At 71.4% G+C, this 17,624-nt stretch carries 20 protein-coding genes; 12 read left to right on the forward strand and 8 right to left on the reverse strand.

Translation table 11 applies throughout. From position 1 onward, the window contains the following. The first annotated feature begins 154 nt into the window (after positions 1 to 154). The 7 genes from HNP84_RS47935 (at position 155) to HNP84_RS47965 (ending at position 4,619) form a co-directional block, all read left to right on the forward strand. Positions 155 to 379, forward strand: a complete 225-nt coding sequence (locus tag HNP84_RS47935) for a hypothetical protein (RefSeq protein ID WP_185056823.1) — start codon at positions 155 to 157, stop codon at positions 377 to 379. 2 nt (positions 380 to 381) lie between these two features. Next, the gene (locus HNP84_RS47940; RefSeq protein ID WP_185056824.1) at positions 382 to 831 is read left to right on the forward strand and encodes a hypothetical protein; all 450 of its coding nucleotides are present in this window, start codon (positions 382 to 384) and stop codon (positions 829 to 831) included. A gap of 15 nt (positions 832 to 846) precedes the next feature. Then, positions 847 to 1,260, forward strand: coding sequence for a hypothetical protein (locus HNP84_RS47945; protein ID WP_185056825.1), 414 nt, complete (start codon positions 847 to 849; stop codon positions 1,258 to 1,260). Next, a complete protein-coding gene (locus HNP84_RS47950; RefSeq protein ID WP_185056826.1) occupies positions 1,257 to 2,087 on the forward strand; it encodes a hypothetical protein in 831 nt (276 codons plus the stop codon). Before HNP84_RS47945 ends, HNP84_RS47950 begins: the two co-directional genes overlap by 4 nt. Positions 2,088 to 2,130: 43 nt before the next feature. Continuing rightward, positions 2,131 to 4,035: a hypothetical protein gene (locus HNP84_RS47955; protein WP_185056827.1), complete on the forward strand. Its 1,905-nt coding sequence runs from the start codon at positions 2,131 to 2,133 to the stop codon at positions 4,033 to 4,035. Further along, the gene (locus HNP84_RS47960; protein ID WP_185056828.1) at positions 4,035 to 4,331 is read left to right on the forward strand and encodes a hypothetical protein; all 297 of its coding nucleotides are present in this window, start codon (positions 4,035 to 4,037) and stop codon (positions 4,329 to 4,331) included. Before HNP84_RS47955 ends, HNP84_RS47960 begins: the two co-directional genes overlap by 1 nt. Positions 4,332 to 4,430: 99 nt before the next feature. Further along, a complete protein-coding gene (locus tag HNP84_RS47965; protein WP_185056829.1) occupies positions 4,431 to 4,619 on the forward strand; it encodes a helix-turn-helix transcriptional regulator in 189 nt (62 codons plus the stop codon). 195 nt (positions 4,620 to 4,814) lie between these two features. On the opposite strand, the gene glnA is transcribed toward HNP84_RS47965, so the two are convergent. The 3 genes from glnA to HNP84_RS47980 all read right to left on the reverse strand — a co-directional run bounded on the left by glnA (position 4,815) and on the right by HNP84_RS47980 (position 7,344). Then, positions 4,815 to 6,239, reverse strand: a complete 1,425-nt coding sequence (gene glnA / locus HNP84_RS47970; protein ID WP_185056830.1) for a type I glutamate--ammonia ligase — start codon at positions 6,237 to 6,239, stop codon at positions 4,815 to 4,817. Positions 6,240 to 6,340: 101 nt separating this feature from the next. Continuing rightward, positions 6,341 to 6,481: a hypothetical protein gene (locus tag HNP84_RS47975; protein WP_185056831.1), complete on the reverse strand. Its 141-nt coding sequence runs from the start codon at positions 6,479 to 6,481 to the stop codon at positions 6,341 to 6,343. Between the two features lie 104 nt (positions 6,482 to 6,585). Further along, complete coding sequence (locus tag HNP84_RS47980; protein WP_185056832.1) at positions 6,586 to 7,344, reverse strand: hypothetical protein; 759 nt, start codon at positions 7,342 to 7,344, stop codon at positions 6,586 to 6,588. A 125-nt stretch (positions 7,345 to 7,469) separates the two neighbouring features. Here HNP84_RS47980 and HNP84_RS47985 point away from each other — a divergent pair, with 125 nt between their 5' ends. The 5 genes from HNP84_RS47985 (at position 7,470) to HNP84_RS48005 (ending at position 12,100) form a co-directional block, all read left to right on the forward strand. Beyond that, positions 7,470 to 7,931, forward strand: a complete 462-nt coding sequence (locus HNP84_RS47985) for an RDD family protein (RefSeq protein WP_185056833.1) — start codon at positions 7,470 to 7,472, stop codon at positions 7,929 to 7,931. Between the two features lie 183 nt (positions 7,932 to 8,114). After that, positions 8,115 to 9,437 (forward strand): sugar ABC transporter substrate-binding protein, encoded by a 1,323-nt coding sequence (locus HNP84_RS47990; RefSeq protein WP_185056834.1) that lies wholly within the window; start codon positions 8,115 to 8,117, stop codon positions 9,435 to 9,437. Beyond that, positions 9,434 to 10,327 (forward strand): carbohydrate ABC transporter permease, encoded by an 894-nt coding sequence (locus HNP84_RS47995; protein ID WP_312927314.1) that lies wholly within the window; start codon positions 9,434 to 9,436, stop codon positions 10,325 to 10,327. Before HNP84_RS47990 ends, HNP84_RS47995 begins: the two co-directional genes overlap by 4 nt. Position 10,328: 1 nt before the next feature. Further along, entirely contained in the window at positions 10,329 to 11,162 is an 834-nt protein-coding gene (locus HNP84_RS48000; protein WP_185056835.1) for a carbohydrate ABC transporter permease, read from the forward strand. A 29-nt stretch (positions 11,163 to 11,191) separates the two neighbouring features. Beyond that, positions 11,192 to 12,100: a nucleoside hydrolase gene (locus HNP84_RS48005; RefSeq protein ID WP_185056836.1), complete on the forward strand. Its 909-nt coding sequence runs from the start codon at positions 11,192 to 11,194 to the stop codon at positions 12,098 to 12,100. A gap of 3 nt (positions 12,101 to 12,103) precedes the next feature. Here HNP84_RS48005 and HNP84_RS48010 read toward each other — a convergent pair whose 3' ends face one another. The 5 genes from HNP84_RS48010 to lipA form a co-directional block, all read right to left on the reverse strand. Then, positions 12,104 to 13,135, reverse strand: coding sequence for a LacI family DNA-binding transcriptional regulator (locus tag HNP84_RS48010; protein WP_185056837.1), 1,032 nt, complete (start codon positions 13,133 to 13,135; stop codon positions 12,104 to 12,106). Between the two features lie 10 nt (positions 13,136 to 13,145). Then, on the reverse strand, positions 13,146 to 13,958 hold the full coding sequence (locus tag HNP84_RS48015) for a class I SAM-dependent methyltransferase (RefSeq protein WP_312927316.1): 813 nt from the start codon (positions 13,956 to 13,958) through the stop codon (positions 13,146 to 13,148). 2 nt (positions 13,959 to 13,960) lie between these two features. Next, on the reverse strand, positions 13,961 to 14,653 hold the full coding sequence (locus HNP84_RS48020) for a DUF4191 domain-containing protein (RefSeq protein ID WP_185056838.1): 693 nt from the start codon (positions 14,651 to 14,653) through the stop codon (positions 13,961 to 13,963). Between the two features lie 286 nt (positions 14,654 to 14,939). After that, on the reverse strand, positions 14,940 to 16,460 hold the full coding sequence (locus HNP84_RS48025) for a methionine--tRNA ligase (protein WP_185056839.1): 1,521 nt from the start codon (positions 16,458 to 16,460) through the stop codon (positions 14,940 to 14,942). A gap of 177 nt (positions 16,461 to 16,637) precedes the next feature. Continuing rightward, positions 16,638 to 17,570, reverse strand: a complete 933-nt coding sequence (lipA, locus tag HNP84_RS48030) for a lipoyl synthase (RefSeq protein WP_185056840.1) — start codon at positions 17,568 to 17,570, stop codon at positions 16,638 to 16,640. Positions 17,571 to 17,624: the final 54 nt, after the last annotated feature.

A 17,624-nucleotide genomic window follows, 5' to 3' on the forward strand; every position in this document is an offset into this window, starting at 1 on the left:
TGAACAGCCGTGAAGCCGCGCCGAGCGCCGACCAGAGCCGCGACCCGCCACAGCAGAGCGGCCCAACGCGCGCAGGTGCACGTGCGCGCACGTGCGCGAGATCGTATCACGGCCCCGCCAGCCGTAACCGTCCGTGACGATCGGGAGGAGTCACGTGCCGACCAAGCCCACCCGCCGCGAGGCCCGCCAGATGCGCTTCCACGCCCGCATCAAGGGCGCGCCAACCCCGAAGGAGGCGTTCCACGAGGCCGTTCGCTACCTCACGGCCGAACTCGCCGACATCCGCAACGCCGACGAGGCCGAAGGCGACCGGCTCTACACCCACTACGCCGCCGAGTTCCGGCGCAGCGGCGACGACACCAACCGGCAAAGGAGGTGACCATGCGCAGCATCCGCTCGCCGTACCCCACGCCAGACCAGCCGAAGGCCGAGCAGGTCGGAACGGCCGCCGAGGAGGGGAAGCCCGCCGACGATACCGCCGCACAGGTCGCCCCGGTCGTGCCTCTGCGCGAGGACCAGCCCCAGCTTCCCGCCAAGCCCGAGGTCTCGCGGCTGGACCAGTTCGTCGAGTTCGTCCAGGGCCCGCTGTCGGACTGGATCGCCCGCGAGCGACCCGCCTACATGCCCTCGCCCATCACGTTCGTCCGGGAGCGGTGGTCGCCGGCGTGGCTGCCGGGTGACGCCGGTCTCGTGCTGTGGGCCTGGCGGGTGCTGCTGCTGGCCCGCGCGCTGCTCTACACGGCGTTCTACGTTCCCGCCATGACGATCTTCCTCCCCGAGCTGACCATGGCCGCGATCGTCGCCTACCTGATCTTGCACTTCTTCGCCTGAAAGGGACCCCTCACCGTGGACAAGCTGCTCGTCGGAGTCGGTGCCTGGACCGCCTTGATGCTGGCGGTCGGCATCGTCTTCATCTGGAAGCGGACCGCGCCGCGATTCACCGCCTGGTGGATGCTCGTGGCCGGCATCGGCCTGATCGGCACGTTCTTCGAGGCCGTCGTACGCACCGTCACTGGGCGCCTGCACCCCATCGTCCCGGCGGTGTTGCTCGGCGTCTGCCTGGCCATCTGGATCGCGGACGTGTGGGGCAAGAAGAACTCGGTCGGCCGCGCCACTGCGATCGTCGCCCCGCTCATCCCCACGCTGCTGGTCGTCAGTGCCATCGCGGTCTTCGGCTTCAACACCGCCGACCTCGGCCGTGACGTCAAGAAGGCATGGCAGGAAACCATGACGGCCGACTCCGAGGGAGGCCGTAAGTGATTCCCCTGATCCTGATCCTGGCCGGGCTCATCACCGCGGTGCTCGTGAAGCGCCCCGACGCCCGCGCCGCCACCATGGGAGGGCTTCGAGCTGGCGCGGCCCAGGCCGACATCGAGTTCCGCCGGGGGTTCACGGCCGCGCGCACCCACTACGACCAGGCGCAGAAGTACCTCACCCGTCCGACCGCGTCCGGTGACCCGCCGGGGCCCCGCAACCTCCGCTGGTGGGCGTCCGCCCTGGGCGCGGTGGTCGGCGGTACCACCGCGGCGGTCGCGGGCGGAACGTACGGGCTGCTCAAGGTCCTCGGTGGCGCCGTCCGGATCGGCAGGCAGGCCGCCGAGGGGGCGCGCCAGGCGTACCGCGACTACAAGGCCATCCACGAGATCGAGGAAGCCGAGGTGATCGAGGAGATCGAGGACGCCGAGGACACCAAGCCTGCTCCGGAGCAGGCGGCCCCCGCCGAGGAGCCCAAGGACCGGCCCGCCACCGACCTGACCAGGTACGACACCCCTCACGAAAGGACCACCGTGAACGCCGAATTCACCTCCTTCCCCCAGCTCCGGCACGACCACGAGACCGCCAACACCGACATGACCGAGGTCGCGGCGGCGATCGACGGCCAGGTGGCCGGCCTGCTCGCGAAGAACATGGGCCGCGGCGCACTCATCACGGCGCTGATGGCCGCGCAGGAGACCGCGACCCAGCTCGCCGCCCAGCACGCGCGCATCGCCGAACTCGCCGCCGCCCAGGGCACCGTGGCCGAGGCCCACGCGGCGGTCGGCGGCGTGGACAACGTCGCCGACAAGGGCGCGTACGCCGAGGGCTGAGCCCAGCCGTACGGCAGCATCATCCACGCGAAAGGAGCCCTCGTTGTCCAAGGACCGCAAGCAGAAGCCGGCCGACGAGGTCGCCCGTACCGTGCGGCGGGTCGCTTTCCGCCAGCGGTACCGCACGACGATGGCAGCGCCTTTCGCGTGGCCGCCGATAGCGCTTTCGCTATCGGCGCTGTTCGACGCTCAGCAGCCCGCCGTGGGCATGGTGTGCGCTGCCGCCACCTGCGCGTACCCGGTGGTCCGCGCGGTGCGTGCCCGCCGGAACATCGGCGCGGCCGCGTTCGGCACAGGGTGGATGCTGACCGCTGCGGCGGCTGGCCCGTACGGGGCGGTCGCCGCGGCGGGCGTCGCTGGGTGGTTGTGGTTCTCGGCCTCGCATTGGCGGCGCCACCGTCGCCTGCCGCTGCCTGGCCGTTCGATCAAGCTCGACAACGAGCCGCCGGAGGTGGTCGTCGAGCAGGTGTCGGAGTTCGATCCCGAGGTGGCGCGGATCATCAAGCGGTTCAACGAGCGTCTGGCCGCCAAGGGCAAGGCTCTGGAGGGGATGACGCTGACCACTCCCCAGCGCATCGACGCCGGATACCGCGCGGAGATCCGGGCGGTACCGGGCGAGAAGGAGACCAAGGACATCATGCAGGCGGCCGGGAAGGTCGCTTCGGCCTTCCAGACCTCGACGCAACTCGCCGTGCTGGAGCCCGTGCCGTCTGGCGACAACTCCCGCGCCATGTTCACCCTCCTGCAAGATGACACGCTGGCGAAGGTGCGCCGGTTCGAGGACCTGCAGCCCCGCATCCAGGCCGATGGCCGGGCGCACATTGGCTACTTCTACGACCTGCAGCCCGCGCACTGGGCCTTCTTCACGAAGTCCGGCGGCATGCGGCACGGCATCATCGTCGGCGACTCTGAGGCGGGCAAATCGCGCAGCGTGGAGACGCTGATCAGCCTGGCCCACCTGTCCGACAAGATCGCGACAGTGCTGCTCGACCCGCAGGGCGGCTCCATGCCGGACTGGAACGGCAACACGCACCGCTGCGCCCTTGGCGAGGACGACTGCATGGGCGAGTTGGAGCTGTGGCACTGGGTGATGCGCCGCCGAGTCCACCACCTCGCACGGATCCCATGGGTGGACGAGGACGGCGACGAGCGGTGCGGCAAGACGCACCTGGTGCCCGGTGACCCCGACGCCGGCGGCATGACCGGCGTCTTCTTCGCCCTGGAGGAGGCACCAGAGCTGCTGCAGCACGACGTTCACGGCAAGAAGGCCGTGGGCCTGCTCGCATCCGGCGCGAAGACCTGGCGCAAGGGCGGCGGCGGCATTCTTCTCGTCGCCCAAGACCCGAACATGACCGAGCTGGGCGGGTCCGTGACGCTGCGGGCGCAGCTCCGCAAGAATTCGTGCGCGCTGCGGACGCAGACGCCCGGCGCCGCTTACCAGATGGGCCTCCCGCACGACCCGTCGCTGCTCCCGGCGACCTTTCGGGACGGGTCGCTGACACAGGGCCTGGCATACCTGAACGGGATCGACCGGCGGGCCGCGCTGATGCGGTGGCTGTACACCGAGAAGCCGAAGCACATCGCCCGCACCCCGGCGGCCGGCCGGATCGACGAGCTGACGATGAGCTGGATCGAGGAGTTCACCAGCGCGAAGAAGGCCGGGCGGGAGCCCGGGGCGGGGAAGCGTGCCGTCACCGAGGAGCCGCGTTCGACATCGGGCGACGTCAAGGCCGCGATCATCGGCGTTCTTGCCGAGGCGGAGGGCCTGGCGCTGGAGCTTGGCGAGCTGCTGCACGGCGTGCTCAAGCGACGGGTTGTGGCGCCGCCGAGCGAGATCAATGCCCAGCTCAAGCGGCTTGTGGCGGACGGGCGGGTGTGGCCGATCAGTAAGGACGGGGTTGAGGCGTTCGCCCTGCCCGAGGAAATCCTGGAGAGGCTGCAGGTCTGATGCGGGCGGCGATCCGGATCGCGATGGTGTCAGCGTGGCTGGCGGTCGTCTGGGCGGCCGCACCGCTGGCACACGTGCGCAGCGAGGCTCAGGCAGTGGTGGTGCCGCTCATCGTCGTCTCGGTTGGCGCGGTGCTGGTGGCGCTGGAGCGGCTCGGAGCGGGCGTGATCGGCATCGTGCTGACGGTTACCGCGGTCTGGTTGCTGGCGGCCGCTACGTGGGGCGTGCTCGCCGGCACGGTGCTGCTGGTGTCGGGCATCGCGGTCCTGGTCGGCGGGTACACAGAGACCCCGTGAAGTACATGACGCGTCAATGCGCAATAATTGCGTCAAATGCGTCATGCTGACAAGTGATGGCAAGGGTTGCGCAAGGCGGCCGGGATCGAAGGGGGATCGGTGGCGGAGAAGCATCTGACTCCAGAGGACCTTGCGGAGCGCTTAGGCGTGCCCAAGGCCACCGTCTACGCCTGGAACTCTCGCGGCGGAGGCCCCCGTTTCATGCGCTTCGGCAAGCATGTTCGGTACAAGATCGCCGATGTGGAAGCGTGGGAGAATCGGCAGTACGCAGAGCCCACGGCGAGCTGACGATAGCGAGACTGCTATCGGCGGCTCCACCAGCACGGAAACGGCCCGGCATCGTGATCGATGCCGGGCCGTTCTGTTCCGGTTCTGTTCCGCCTGACGTTGCTTAGCAACGACAAACAACGACAACTAACCACAACGTTTTACCAGCTCAGCGCCCACTTCCAGGAAGATCGCCAAGGCCGGAAAACCCCGCTGTCACACGTCGTAGTACAGCTCGAACTCGTGCGGGTGCGGGCGCAGGCGGATCGGGTCGACCTCGTTCTCGCGCTTGTAGGAGATCCAGGTCTCGATCAGGTCCGGCGTGAACACGCCGCCCTCGAGCAGGTAGTCGTGGTCGCTCTCCAGGGCGTTGAGCACCTCGGGGAGGGAGCCCGGCACCTGCGGGACCTGGCGGGCCTCCTCCGGCGGGAGCTCGTAGAGGTCCTTGTCCACCGGCTCCGGCGGCTCGATCTTGTTGCGGATGCCGTCGATGCCGGCCATCAGCATGGCGGCGAAGGCGAAGTACGGGTTGCACGACGGGTCGGGCACCCGGAACTCGATCCGCTTGGCCTTCGGGTTGGAGCCCGTGATCGGGATGCGGACGCAGGCGGAGCGGTTGCGCTGGCTGTAGACCAGGTTGACCGGGGCCTCGTAGCCCGGCACCAGGCGGTGGTAGGAGTTCACCGTCGGGTTGGTGAAGGCCAGCAGCGACGCGGCGTGCTTGAGCAGGCCGCCGATGTAGTAGCGGGCGGTGTCGGACAGGCCCGCGTAGCCGACCTCGTCGTAGAAGAGCGGCTCGCCGTCCTTCCACAGCGACTGGTGGCAGTGCATGCCCGAGCCGTTGTCACCGAAGATCGGCTTGGGCATGAAGGTGACCGTGTGGCCGGCCTGGAGCGCCGTGCTCTTGATGATGTACTTGTACAGCATCAGGTTGTCGGCGGTCTTCAGCAGCGTGCCGAACCTGAAGTCGATCTCGGCCTGGCCGGCGGTGCCCACCTCGTGGTGCTGCATCTCGACGTCGATGCCCGCGGCGATGAGGTTGCGCACCATCTCCGAGCGGAGGTCGGTGAAGTGGTCCATCGGCGGCACCGGGAAGTAGCCGCCCTTGTAGCGCGGCTTGTAGCCGAGGTTGCCGCCCTCGGTCGCCTTGCCGGTGTTCCAGGCGCCCTCGATCGAGTCGATGTAGTAGTAGCCGGCGTTCTGCTTGGTCTCGAAGCGGACGTCGTCGAAGATGTAGAACTCCGCCTCGGGACCGAAGTAGGCCGTGTCGGCGATGCCGGTGCCCTTGAGGTACTCCTCCGCCTTGCGCGCGACGTTACGGGGGTCGCGGCTGTACGCCTCGCCGGTGAGCGGGTCGTGCACGAAGAAGTTGATGTTCAGCGTCTTGTGCTGGCGGAACGGGTCCAGCACGGCGCTGGAGGGGTCGGGCAGCAGCAGCATGTCCGACTCGTGGATGGCCTGGAAACCGCGGATCGACGATCCGTCGAACATCAGGCCGTCGGTGAACACACTGGACCCGAAGTTCTCGGCGGGGAACGTGAAGTGGTGCGTCGTCCCCGGCAGGTCGGTGAACCTGACATCGACGAACTGCACTCCCTCGTCCCTGATGAACTTCAGGACGTCGTCGGCGGAGTTGAACACTCTCGAACCTCCCAGGGGCACGGGCTTGCGACTTTCGACGGTAGGGCTGGGCCGTTTCCGTGCCGTGTCCCGTTTGTTTCGCCCACGTTAAGTGGACGGACTCATGTCGGATTGATCTTGATGCAGCCGTCGTCCACTTTCCGGTGGCGATCGTACGGGTCCACGGCCGCGCCGGTGGACTTGGCGGCCACCTCGTCGGGCGGCGAGTCGCCGTAGACGGGATGCACGAAACCGTCGTTCACGTCACACCGCGCGGGACCCGGCCCGCCCGCGTTCCGGCTTCGAAGCCAATACTCCACCCTTCCCCCCTCGCGGAACGCCAGCAACTCGCCCTTGTGGTGCGCGATCAACCGCATCGTGGTCCGCGGTTGCCCGGCCGGCGGATGGCGTACACGAACAGGTAGTAGACGTGAACCCGCAGTTCCGGCCGCCCGTCGCGGCGGCCCGCCGACACCGTCATGTCGCCGTCCACCTTGATCACATCGGACGCGAGCTCGGCGGTGCCGGGCGCGAAACCGGTGACCCACCAGCGGGAGTTCCACCCCTTCTTCCGGTCCAGGCGTTCCAGGAAACCCCGGCGCTGCTCGGAGGAGAGCAGCGCGATGAACGGCCGGGGCCGCTCCCCGGCGAGGGTCGGCCGGTCCAGGTGGGACGCCGCCAGCAGCGCGCGGGCGTGCCGCAGCGCCGCCCCGACCTCCTTGGCGCTCAGCCCGGCCATCGCCCTGGCCGGGGGGAGGACCAGCCCGCCCTCGCCGTCGGCGAAGCCGGCCGCGGGCGAGCCCGCGAACGGGTCGGGCGCGGCCACCACCCTGGGAGCCCTCGTGGCGACGGGACGCGTCTCCTCGGGGACCGGGCCGGACGAGGAGGGCGCGGGCAGCAGGTCGGGACGCAGGGTGACGGCCGCGCCGGCGGCGGCCACGGCCGCGACCGCCAGCCAGGCGGCGAGCGTGACGCGGCGGCGCGCGCCGTGGCTCCTGTCGTGCCTCCTGCGCCTTCTGTCGAGCCGCCTGCCCGCCCGGCGCATCCTGGCCGCCTGCTCGGCGTCGATCTGCCGCATGAGCGCGGTGAAGCGCGCGTCCAGGTCGTCGTGGTCGGGGGTGGGCATCCGGTTCTCCGAGGGGGGGTGACCTGCGGGGCGGGCCCATGATCGCAGGCCGGGCCGACGGTTCACGGGCGATTCAACGGCAACTCGGGTTCGGGACCGGCCCCTGCGCCGGATACCGTGGTCGCATGGACAGCAGGCAGCCGCGGTGGACTCAGACCTGGCTGGGCGGTGTGCGCGCCGGAGGGGCCGACCTCGGCTACCCGGGCGAACGGCTCGGCCTGCCCGAGCGGGGGAGCGGCGCGGTCGCGGGGTGGGGGCGCAGGATCGGCGCCATCGTCATCGACTGGCTCATCTGCACCTGGGCCATCGCCCAGGGCCTGCTCGGCTTCTCCACCGCCGACGCCGGCTGGGTCAGCCTGGGCATCCTGGCGCTGGAGTACGTCCTGCTGGTCGGCACCATCGGCATGACCTTCGGCATGCGCCTGATGAACTTCAGGATCGCCTCGCTCGACGGCGGCCGGCCGAACCTGGTGCAGGTGCTCGTGCGCACCTTCCTGCTGATCCTCGCGGTGCCGGCGCTCATCTTCGACCGCGACCAGCGCGGCCTGCACGACCGCGCCGCCGGCACCGTCGCCGTACGCCTCTGACCTCCGTTCCGCGCGCGGCTCGGGCGTACGCCGCCGACGCCGGCGGCCGGAGCAGGGGCGGGGTTGCCCGGAACGTGCCCTTCCTGCCATCCTTGGCATCCAACTTGGTTGACACGTGTAGACAACACGGGTAGATCGCCCCTGACCTGCGCCGGGGCCGGGACTCGGTGCAGAGGAGAACGCATGAGGAAACACCGCCGCCGCACCGCGCTCACGGCAGCCGCGCTGCTCGCCGGAGTCGTCACCGCCCTGTCCGCCTGCGGGTCCTCCGGCGGCTCCGCCCCCGGTACGCCCGGCGCCTCCGGGCCCGCCACCGGCACGCTGCGCTTCGTCGGCCCCGAGGAGCCCAAGACCTTCGAGCCCGTCATCGCCGGATTCGAGGCCGAGAACCCCGGGATTCAGGTCGAGTACACCCAGGTGCCCTTCGACCAGCTCAACAACGTCCTGCAGCAGCGACTGGCGGCCAAGGACTCCTCCATCGACGTCTACACCGTGGACCAGCCCCGCCTGTCGGCGCTCGCCGCCCGCGGCTTCCTGGTGGACCTCAGCGACCTGCGCGAGAAGGTGCGCCAGGCCGTCGTCCCCGGCCAGTACGAGGTCAACGTCTTCCGGGACAAGATGTGGGCGGTGCCGATCTGGACCTCCGACCAGTTCCTGTTCTACAACGCCGCCCTGCTGAAGAAGGCCGGAGTCACCCCGCCCTCCCGCGACCCCGCGCAGCGCTGGACCTGGGAGCAGGTCGCCGAGGCGGGCAAGAAGGCCCAGGAGAAGGCCGGCGCCCAGTGGGCGGTCATCCCCGAGCAGATCGAGCAGTTCTACCAGCTCCAGAGTCTGGCCGAGTCGGCCGGCGGCGGCCCGGGCATCACCGGCCCCGACATGCTCACCCCGGCCATCACCACCGACGGCTGGATCAAGGCCATGACCTGGTACCACGACCTGTTCGCGAACAAGCTCGCCCCCCGAGGGGTCGGCTCCTTCCAGACCTCGCCGCTGTTCAGCGAGGGCAAGGTCGCCTTCTTCGTCGGCGGGCCCTGGGACGTCGGCGTGTTCGGCGCGGTCAAGGACCTCGACTGGGGGATCGCGCCCCACCCGTACTTCGCGGGCGGCAAGCAGGTGACCCCCACCGGCTCGTGGTCCTGGGGCATCAACCCCGCGTCCACCCAGCAGGCGATGGCCCGCAAGTTCCTCGAATACGCCTCACTCGACCCCGAGGGCAACCTGCTGACCACCAAGAACACCACGATCATCCCGTCCAACAAGGCCGCCTTCGACACCTACCTGCCCACGCTGGACGCGCTCGCCGGCGACAAGAGCAAGGGCGTCGGCGAGATCCTGACCTACGACGCCGGCAACACCGCCGTCGCGCGGCCCACCTCCGTCGGCTACATCCAGTTCGAGGAGATCATGACCAAGGCGTTCGCGGACATCCGCAACGGCGCCGACCCCCGGGCCCGGCTGGAGAAGGCCACCGGGGAGATCAAGACCGCCTGGGCCCAGCTTCGGTGAGCGGGCGGGAGCGACCCGGCCGGGCGCGGCTGCGCCACCGCCCGGCCGCGGTGGCGCTGGCGTTCCTCGCGCCCGCGCTGGCGGCGCTGCTGGTGCTGCGGCTCATCCCGGCCGCGATGGCCGTGGTGAGCAGCCTCAGGCACACCAGCCTGGTCACCGGCGAGACCTCCTTCGTCGGGCTGGAGAACTACCTCACGCTCTTCGGCGATCCGGCCTTCCTGCAGAGCGTCAGGGTCACCCTGGTCTTCAGCCTGATCGTCAACCCGCTGCAGATCGCCGCCGCGCTGGCCCTGGCCGTGCTGTTCACCCGCCGCTTCGCCGGGGTGCGGTTCTGGCGCTCGCTGGTCATCCTGCCGATCGCGGTGCCGCCCGCCGTCTCCGCGGCGATCTGGAGCGTGGCCTACCGGCCCGACGGGCTGCTGAACTCGGTGCTGGCCGTGCTCGGCATCCCCGAGCAGCCCTTCCTCACCTCGCCCGCGCAGGCCCTGTGGTGCCTGATCGTGCTGCTGTCGTGGATCGGCGTCGGCTACTGGATGATGTTCCTCATCGCCGGCCTGCAGGACATCCCCGCCTCCCTGTACGAGGCCGCGGCCATCGACGGCGCCTCGGCCTGGCGCCGCTTCGTCCACGTCACGCTGCCGCTGCTGCGCCGCCCGCTGGCGTTCGTGCTGGTGGCCGACACGGTGTCGAACTTCCTGGTGTTCGCCCCGGTGCAGATGCTCACCAACGGCGGCCCCGAGGGCTCCACCAACGTCACCATGTACGACATCTTCACCCGCGCCTACACCGTCGGCGACCTGAACCTCGCCCAGGCCGAGGTGATGCTGCTGGTGCTGGTGGTCCTGGCCGTCGTGGCCGTGCAGTTCCGGCTGCTGCGGGCGGGGGACTGACATGGCCCGTCCCCGCGTACGCCGATCGGCCGCCGCCGTGCTCGGCGCCCTGGCCGGCCTCGCCTTCGCCGTGCCGCTGCTGTGGGCCGTGACCAGCTCGCTGCGCGAGAACGAGGCCATGTTCCGCTACATCTCCGAGCCGTCCTGGCGCACCCTGCTGCCCTCGGACGTGACCCTGGCCAACTACGCCGCCCTGGTCACCGGCGACTTCGGCCGGGCGATCCTGAACTCGATCGTGGTCGCCCTGGCCACGGTGGTGCTCGGCCTCGTCATCAGCGCCGCCGCCGCGTTCGGGCTGGCCGCGGTGCGCTTCCGCGGCCAGGGCGTGCTGTTCGGCCTGGTGGTGCTGAGCTTCCTGATCCCCTTCGACGCGATCGCGATCCCGCTGGCCACCCTGTTTCGCGACTGGAGCCTGCAGAACACCTACGCCGGGCTGATCCTGCCCGGACTCGGCCACGGGCTGGCGATCTTCCTGCTGCGCCAGTTCTTCCTGGCGATCCCGGCCGAGCTGGTGGAGGCCGCCCGCATCGACGGCCTCGGCTGGTTCGGGGTCTTCGCCCGGATCTACCTGCCGCTGTCGCGCCCGGCCCTGGTCGGCGCGGGCATGACGCTGTTCATCTTCCAGTGGCAGGCGTACGTCTGGCCGCTGCTGATCGGCACCGACACCGCGCACCAGCTCGGCCCGATCGCCCTGGCCAACATGCGCGGCCAGTTCACCATCGACTACGGCCAGCTCTTCGCGGGCTCGGTCGTGCTCACCGTCATCCCGCTGATCGTCATCATGCGCTACCAGCGGCACTTCACCCAGTCCATCTCCACCACCGGCCTGAAGTAGGCCGCGGATCTCCCCACGGAAGGTCGTCCATGACGTCATCGACCGCGTCGTCCACCGCGCCCCGGCGCGTCGTCCTCGACACCGACCTCGGGTCGGACGTGGACGACGTGCTCGCCCTGGCGGTTCTGCTCGGATCGCCGGAGGTGGACCTGCTCGGCTGCACGACCGTCTACGGCGACACCGCGCTGCGCGCCCGCCTGACCAAGCGGTTCCTGCGCCTGGCCGGCCGCGAGGCCCCCGTCGTGCCCGGAGAGCGCGAGACGCTGACCGGGCGGAAGGTCTGGTGGGCCGGGCACGAGGGCGCCCTGTTCGCCGACCTGGACACCGAGCCCCTGGACGACGGCGCCGACGCCCCCGCCTACCTCACCGCCCAGGTCGCCGCCGCGCCAGGCGAGATCGACGTCGTCGCCATCGGGCCGCTGACCAACATCGCCCGCGCGGTCCAGGCCGACCCGGGCTTCGCCGGGAACGTCCGGCACCTGTGGATCATGGGCGGCCGGTTCGGCGGCGCCGGCGACCCCGAGCACAACTTCCGCAGCGACCCCGAGGCCGCCGCCATCGTGTTCGGCTCGGGGGCGCCGATCACGGTGACCGGCCTGGAGGTCACCACCACGGTCCGGCTGGACGCCGCGGACGTGGGCCGGATCTCCGCCGCCGGCGCGCTCGGCGCGGCCCTGGAGGCGGAGATCCGGCAGTGGTGGCGGTTCTGGAACACCGAGTGGAACACCCCGCACGACCCGATCACCGTGCTCACCATGCTGGTGCCGGAGATGTTCGCCTTCACGGCGTACGGGAGCGTCGGCGTGACCCCCGACGGCCCCGACGCGGGCGCGAGCGCCTTCACGGCGGGGGAGGGGGCCACCCGCGTCACCACCGGCGCCGGCCCCCGCGAGGTGGCCGAGGAGATCGTACGCCGGATAGTCACCGCCGGATCATGACCCTCAGCGCGCGGCGGCGGTCCGGGGCTCGGGGCAGCCGCACGACCCCCGGGTGACCAGGCGGGCCGGGAAGATCCTCTCGACCGGCTCGCCGCCGCCCGCCTCGACCGCGCCGATCAGGATCTCGGTGGCGTACCTCGCCATGGCGTCGATCGGCTGCTGGATCGTGGTCAGCCCCGGCACCGTGTACGCCGCCTCCCGCGCGCCGTCGAATCCGGCCACGGCCACGTCGTGCGGCACCCGCAGCCCCAGGTCGGCGGCGGCCCGCATCGCCCCGATGGCCTGGTGGTCGATGCTGGCGAACACCGCGGTCGGCCGTCGCGGCGAGCCCAGCAGCCGCATCGCCGCGGCGTAACCGCCCTCCAGGCTCAGCTCGTCCTCCGCGACCAGCGACTCGCCGGCCTCGCGGCCGGCCGCCTCCAGCGCCCGCCGCCACCCGCGCTCCCGCAGCGCCACCGGCGCCAGCGTACGCGGCCCGCCCACGAACCCGATCCGGGCGTGGCCGTGCTCCACCAGGTGCGCGGTCGCCAGGAACCCGCCCTCCTCGTCGTCCACCGCCAGGCGCGAGAACGGGGCGGGGGCCTCGTGGTCGATGGTCACCACCGGGATGCCCCGGGCCTCCATCTCCTTGACCTCCTGCGGGCCGACGCGTACGCGCATCAGCACCAGGCCGTCCACCTGCCGCTCCAGGAACGTGCGCACGTAGCCCTCGGCCCGCCGCGGGTCCTCCGCCGAGTTGCCCAGCAGCACCGAGTAGCCGCACTCCCAGGCCGCGTCCTCGCACGCCCGCGCGAACTCGCCGAAGAACGGGCTCTTGCCGCTCGCCCCGTCGGAGGAGATCACCCCGATCGTCCAGGTACGCCGCGAGCGCAGCGACCGCGCCACCGCGTTGGGCCGGTAGCCCAGTTCCGCCACCGCGGCCAGCACCCGGCTGCGGGTGCTCTCGCTCACCGGCCGGGGCCCGTTGTTGATCACATAGCTGACGACCGCCGGCGAGGTGCCGGCCAGGCGCGCCACGTCGTTCCTGGTGACCACCCGCGCCCCCTCACTCGCCCCCGGCCGGGCGCTCGCACGTGAAGATCACCGTGCCGGGGAACAACCTGCCCCGCAGCGGGCTCCACCCGCCCCACTCGCGCTCATGGCCGTCGGGCCACTCCGGTTCGAGCAGGCCGCGCGGCACCAGGCCCGCCCCCACGATCGCCTCCACCCAGTCGCCCAGCGTGCGGTGGTGCTCGACGTACACCGGCTCGCCGTCCTCGCCGTACTCGACGTACGGCGTGCGGTCGAAGTAGGAGCGGTCGGCGGTCAGCCCGGCGGGGCCCGGGTCGTCGGGGAACGCCCACCGGATCGGATGGCTGACCGAGAACACGAACCGGCCGCCCGGCCGCAGCACCCGGCGCACCTCCGCCAGCACCGCCCGCGCGTCGGCCACGAACGGCAGCGCCCCGAACGCCGAGCAGGCCAGGTCGAAGGACGCCGCCGCGAACGGCAGCGCCCCCGCGTCGGCGACCGCGGCGGGCAGCGCGACCCCCGAGTCGAGGTCGATCCGCCGGGAGTGGCGCAACTGCCGGAAGGACAGGTCGATCCCCACGACGTGCGCGCCCTGGGTCACCAGCCAGCGCCCGCACTGCCCGGCCCCGCACCCGACCTCAAGCACCCGCCGCCCGGCGACCTCGCCGAGCAGCCGCGCCCGCGCCTCGTCCAGCCTCTCGGGGCACCACACGAAGCCCACATCGCGCAGGAACGCGCCGTGCTCGGCCTGGTAGTCGTCGGCGGCGGAATCCCACCACCCGCGGTTCGCGCGCACGGTCGCCACGGCGTCCACGTCGCGCCGATCGACCCCGGACGGACCGGTCACCGTCAGCGCATCTTGGGGCCGCGGGGCATGCGCGCGCCACGCGGCATCGGCCCCTTGGGCACGGGCAGGGTCTGCGGCAGCGCCCGCAGCCGGTACTTGACCTCCGACACGGCCGGCTTCTTCAGGTTGCGCGGCAGCTTCATCAGGTGCCGCTGCAGCTTGGCCAGCGGGACCTGCCCCTCGCCGTCACCGCACTGCACGTCGTACACCGGCACGTCCACGGCGACCCGCTGCACCCGCTTCTTCTCGCTGACCAGCATCTTCTGCACCCGGTTGCCCGGCCCCTCGGACACCAGCACGATCCCGGGATAGCCCACCACCCGGTGCACGACGTCCTGGTCGCGGTTCACCGCCACGGCCGGGGTCACGTCCCAGTTGCCCCGCATCCCCTGAAGGATCGCCGCCGCGGCCCCGACCTGCCCGTGCAGCAACGAGTACTGCGCCCGCTGGGCGAGCTGCCCGAACACCACGAGCCCCACGGTCAGCGCCAGCATGATGCCGATGAACACCATGTACCACAGCCACCCCGTGACCAGCCCGATCACGATGCACAGGATCAACGTGCCGAGCGCCGAGGCGTAGACGATGGGCATGCCCTTGGGGTTGGCCTGCTTGATGATCTGCGCGATCATCCGGAGCTGCTTGATGCGCCCCGGGCGCTCGTTCGCGGCGGGGTCAGCGGGCTTCTTCGCCATGGTGGCAAGTTTATAGTGCGGCATTTATCGCGCGCTCCCAGCTGTTGCCCGCGCTGTACGCGGGCAGGACCCGCGCTCGGGTTCACGGCGGTGCTCCGCACGGTCTGTCCGGGCATGGCCATGCCCGGCGGCCCCGGCCGCTCCGGCGGCTCCGGCGGCCCCGGCCGCCCCGGCGGCCCCGGCCGCTCCGGCCGCTCCGGCGGCCCCGGACACGGGCGCCCGGGGCGGGAGCGGCGTACCCTGTCGCGGCCGGGGCCGTCCGGTCCTGGCGCCCCCTTCCCGCCCTCTACACGGGGGCGGCCTCGCTTGCCGGCTGTGCTGGGGACAACCTCCGGAAGAGGTGGCCCTGGGGGCGCAGGCGGCCGTCCGAGGCCGGGGTGAGCCGGTGGGCGATGGCGGTGGCCGTGGTGGGGAGGAAGGGGGTCAGTTCCCTGGCCAGGGTGCGGCAGGCACGGACCAGGGCCGCCAGGGTGGCGTCCAGGGCGGTTGCGGCCGGTGCCCCCCTGCGGGCCAGGGCCCAGGGCCGCGTCTCGTCGATGTGGCGGTTGGCGGCGTCCACGATCGCCCAGACGGCGGCGGTGGCGCGGCGGAAGTCCAGGTCGGCCAGGGCCGCGTCCACCAGGTCGGGGGTCTGGCGGCAGGCCGCCTCCAGGGCGGGAGCGTCCGCCGGCGTCTCCGGCACCCGGCCGTCGCGGTACTTCGCCACCATCGCCGTGACCCGGCTGATCAGGTTGCCGACACCGTTGACCAGCTCGTCGTTCGTCCGGGCGATCAGGCGGTCCACGGTGAAGTCGGCGTCGCCGGATCTGGGCACCTCGCGCAGCAGCCACCACCGCACCGGGTCCACCCCGTACGCCGCCACCAGCGCCTCCGGGTCCACGCCCGTGCCCGCCGACTTGCTGATCTTTCGGTTGGCGACGGTGAGATGGCCGTGCGCGTAGATCTCGGTGGGCAGCGGCAGGCCCGCCGACAGCAGCATCGCGGGCCAGTACACGGCGTGGAAGCGCAGCACGTCCTTGCCCAGGAGGTGCAGGCGCCGGTCGGAGCCGGTCCACCACCGCTCGTACGCCTCGCCGTCCGTGCCGAAGTCCAGCGCGGTGACGTAGTTGCCGAGCGCGTCCCACCACACGTAGACCACCTGATCGGGGTCGTCCGGGACCGGAATGCCCCAGCCGCGCGCCCGCGCCTGGGAGCGGGAGACGGACAGGTCCTCCAGGCCGCCCGCGATGAACCCGAGCACCTCGTTGCGCCGCTCCGCGGGCTCGATGCGCAGCCTGCCGGTCTCGATCAGCTCGCGCAGGCGCTCGCCGTACCTGGACAGCCGGAAGAACCAGTTCTCCTCCGCCACGAGCCCCGGGCGCGTGCCGTGCTCGGGGCATCGGCCCTCGCGCAGTTCCTCCTCGGCGTAGAACCGCTCGCAGCCCACGCAGTACAGGCCCTCGTAGTGACGGCGGTACAGGTCGCCCGACGCCGCGCAGGCGCGCCACAGCCGCTCCACCCCGGCGCGGTGCCTGGGGTCGCGGCTGGTGCGGATCACGTCGTCCGCGGCCACGCCGAGCGTGCCGGCGAGCGCCACGAACGCCTCGGCGTTGCGGTCCACGAACTCGCGCACCCCGACCCCGGCCGCCTCGGCCGCGAGCACGTTCTTCAGCGCGTTGTCGTCGGTTCCGGTCTGCAGGCGCACCTCGTCGCCGCGCAGCCGCCGATGCCGGGCCAGGACGTCGGCCTGCACCAGCTCCAGGCCGAAGCCTAGGTGGGGGCGGGCGTTGACGTAGGGGAGCGTGGTGGTGATGTAGGTGCGGGTCATCGGATGCCTCCTGGGAGTCGGTGGGACCGCCCGGGGGGTCGTCGCCCGCACGCGAAACGGGGCCCCGCACAGGCGGGGCCCCGTTCTTCGACGTCGGTCGTCCAGCGCTAACGGCCCCGCGAGCGGGGCATCATGAGCCGGCGACGACGTGACACGTTCATGCCTCGATGATAGCGATCAGCGTGCGATCTCGCGCGCCGCTATCGCCTGCTGGTACAGGCGGCCGGCGCGGTAGGAGGAGCGGACGAGCGGGCCGGACATGACGCCGGCGAAGCCGATCCCCTCGGCCTCCTCGCGCAGCTCCACGAACTCCTGGGGCTTCACCCACCGCTCCACGGGGTGGTGGCGCGGCGTCGGGCGGAGGTACTGGGTGATGGTGAGCAGGTCGCACCCGGCCTCGTGCAGGTCGCGCATCGCCTGCGAGACCTCCTCGCGGGTCTCGCCCATGCCCAGGATCAGGTTCGACTTGGTGACCAGGCCGGCCTCGCGGGCCATCGTGATCACCTTCAGCGAGCGCTCGTAACGGAACGCGGGACGGATGCGCTTGAAGATCCGCGGCACGGTCTCGATGTTGTGCGCGAAGACCTCGGGGCGGCTGGAGAAGACCTCTTCGAGCTGGCCGCGGTCGGCGTTGAAGTCGGGCACCAGCAGCTCGACGCCGCAGCCGGGCACCATGGCGTGGATCTGCCGGGCGGTCTCGGCGTACAGCCAGGAGCCGCCGTCGGGCAGGTCATCGCGGGCCACCCCGGTCACGGTGGCGTACTTCAGGCCCATCTGCCGGACGGAGTCGGCCACCCGCCGCGGCTCGTCGCGGTCGTACTCGGCGGGCTTGCCGGTGTCGATCTGGCAGAAGTCACAGCGCCGGGTGCACTGGTCGCCGCCGATGAGGAAGGTGGCCTCGCGGTCCTCCCAGCACTCGTAGATGTTGGGACACCCGGCCTCCTGGCAGACGGTGTGCAGCCCCTCGCGGCGCACCAGCGACTGCAGCTCGTTGAACTCGGGGCCCGTTCGCAGACGGGTCTTGATCCACGGCGGCTTGGGCTCGATGGGGGTCTGGCTGTTGCGCACCTCCAGCCGGAGGAGCTTTCTGCCTTCTGGAGCTACGGTCACGAACTCAGCTTACGTCCCGCGGAAACGCGGCGGGGACCGGCCCCGTGCGCTCGC

Origin of the sequence: Thermocatellispora tengchongensis (genome assembly GCF_014202315.1) — a bacterium.
In the GTDB taxonomy this organism is placed as follows: domain Bacteria; phylum Actinomycetota; class Actinomycetes; order Streptosporangiales; family Streptosporangiaceae; genus Thermocatellispora; species Thermocatellispora tengchongensis.

Coding starts and splice junctions, on each gene's coding strand:
- HNP84_RS48005 (WP_185056836.1), top strand. CDS start 11,192: ATGACGTCATCGACCGCGTCGTCCACCGCGCCCCGGCGCGTCGTCCTC.
- HNP84_RS47985 (WP_185056833.1), top strand. CDS start 7,470: ATGGACAGCAGGCAGCCGCGGTGGACTCAGACCTGGCTGGGCGGTGTG.
- HNP84_RS48020 (WP_185056838.1), bottom strand. CDS start 14,653: ATGGCGAAGAAGCCCGCTGACCCCGCCGCGAACGAGCGCCCGGGGCGC.
- HNP84_RS47990 (WP_185056834.1), top strand. CDS start 8,115: ATGAGGAAACACCGCCGCCGCACCGCGCTCACGGCAGCCGCGCTGCTC.
- HNP84_RS47980 (WP_185056832.1), bottom strand. CDS start 7,344: ATGCCCACCCCCGACCACGACGACCTGGACGCGCGCTTCACCGCGCTC.
- HNP84_RS48025 (WP_185056839.1), bottom strand. CDS start 16,460: ATGACCCGCACCTACATCACCACCACGCTCCCCTACGTCAACGCCCGC.
- HNP84_RS47960 (WP_185056828.1), top strand. CDS start 4,035: ATGCGGGCGGCGATCCGGATCGCGATGGTGTCAGCGTGGCTGGCGGTC.
- HNP84_RS48000 (WP_185056835.1), top strand. CDS start 10,329: ATGGCCCGTCCCCGCGTACGCCGATCGGCCGCCGCCGTGCTCGGCGCC.
- HNP84_RS47940 (WP_185056824.1), top strand. CDS start 382: ATGCGCAGCATCCGCTCGCCGTACCCCACGCCAGACCAGCCGAAGGCC.